This window comes from Mycobacterium sp. NS-7484, assembly GCF_001953975.1.
GTDB lineage: Bacteria > Actinomycetota > Actinomycetes > Mycobacteriales > Mycobacteriaceae > Mycobacterium.
In genome coordinates, this window is sequence record NZ_MBEJ01000032.1 from 1 (window position 1) to 1989 (window position 1989).

A 1989-nucleotide genomic window follows, 5' to 3' on the forward strand; every position below is an offset into this window, starting at 1 on the left:
TTCTGACGCGCGCGGCGGATAGAGACCGAACTGTCTCACGACGTTCTAAACCCAGCTCGCGTGCCGCTTTAATGGGCGAACAGCCCAACCCTTGGGACCTGCTCCAGCCCCAGGATGCGACGAGCCGACATCGAGGTGCCAAACCATCCCGTCGATATGGACTCTTGGGGAAGATCAGCCTGTTATCCCCGGGGTACCTTTTATCCGTTGAGCGACACCCCTTCCACTCAGAGGTGCCGGATCACTAGTCCCGACTTTCGTCCCTGCTCGACATGTACGTCTCGCAGTCAAGCTCCCTTGTGCACTTACACTCAACACCTGATTGCCGTCCAGGTTGAGGGAACCTTTGGGCGCCTCCGTTACATTTTGGGAGGCAACCGCCCCAGTTAAACTACCCACCAGGCACTGTCCCTGAACCGGATATACGGTCCGAGGTTAGAGGCCCAATACGATCAGAGTGGTATTTCAACAACGACTCCACACACACTGGCGTGCGTGCTTCACAGTCTCCCACCTATCCTACACAAACCGTATCGAGCACCAATACCAAGTTGTAGTGAAGGTCCCGGGGTCTTTTCGTCCTGCCGCGCGTAACGAGCATCTTTACTCGTAGTGCAATTTCGCCGAGTCTATGGTTGAGACAGTTGAGAAGTCGTTACGCCATTCGTGCAGGTCGGAACTTACCCGACAAGGAATTTCGCTACCTTAGGATGGTTATAGTTACCACCGCCGTTTACTGGGGCTTAAATTCTCCGCTTCACCCCCAAAGGGGTTAACGGGTCCTCTTAACCTTCCAGCACCGGGCAGGCGTCAGTCCGTATACATCGTCTTGCGACTTCGCACGGACCTGTGTTTTTAGTAAACAGTCGCTTCTCACTGGTTTGTGCCACCCCCTCCCGCTGCCGGCCGCAAGAGCCTTGACGATATGGGGGTCCCCCTTCTCCCGAAGTTACGGGGGCATTTTGCCGAGTTCCTTAACCATAGTTCACTCGTACGCCTTAGTATTCTCTACCTGACCACCTGTGTTGGTTTGGGGTACGGGCCGTGTATGTCCTCGCTAGAGGCTTTTCTTGGCAGCATAGGATCACCGAATTCGCCTCAAACGGCTATGCATCACCTCTCAGGATCAATGAAACGCGGATTTGCCTACGTTTCTCCCTACCGGCTTACCCCAGTACAACCACTGACTGGTACGGCTACCTTCCTGCGTCACCCCATCGCTTGACTACTACCCACCGGGGTCCCACGCAGCCCCACCAACGCCTCACCCCGAAGGGATTGGTCACGGTGGTTTTGGATGGTTAGCACAATGGATTCATCAGGGACGCACATACACGGGTACGGGAATATCAACCCGTTGTCCATCGACTACGCCTGTCGGCCTCGCCTTAGGTCCCGACTCACCCTGGGAGGACTGGCCTGGCCCAGGAACCCTTGGTCTTTCGGCGGGCAAGGTTCTCACTTGCCTATTCGCTACTCATGCCTGCATTCTCACTCCCACACCCTCCACAGCTAGATCACTCTGCTGCTTCACCGGATGCAGGACGCTCCCCTACCCAACGATAAATCGTTGCCGCGGCTTCGGCGGTGTGCTTGAGCCCCGCTACATTATCGGCGCACAATCACTTGACCAGTGAGCTATTACGCACTCTTTCAAGGGTGGCTGCTTCTAAGCCAACCTCCTGGTTGTCTTCGCGACTGCACATCCTTTTCCACTTAGCACACGCTTAGGGGCCTTAGCCGGCGATCTGGGCTGTTTCCCTCTCGACGCACGGAGCTTATCCCCCGCCGTCTCACTGCCACACTCTTGGACTTGTCGGCATTCGGAGTTTGGCTGACGTCAGTAACCCTGTGGGGCCCATCGGCCATCCAGTAGCTCTACCTCCAACAAGAAACATGTGACGCTGCACCTAAATGCATTTCGGGGAGAACCAGCTATCACGGAGTTTGATTGGCCTTTCACCCCTACCCACAGCTCATCCCCTCAGT

General features: G+C 55.9%; 1 rRNA gene. It reads right to left on the reverse strand.

Annotated elements, in window-relative coordinates:
• Window positions 1-1989: ribosomal RNA gene (locus A5733_RS07670) — 23S ribosomal RNA — on the reverse strand; the annotation flags it as partial.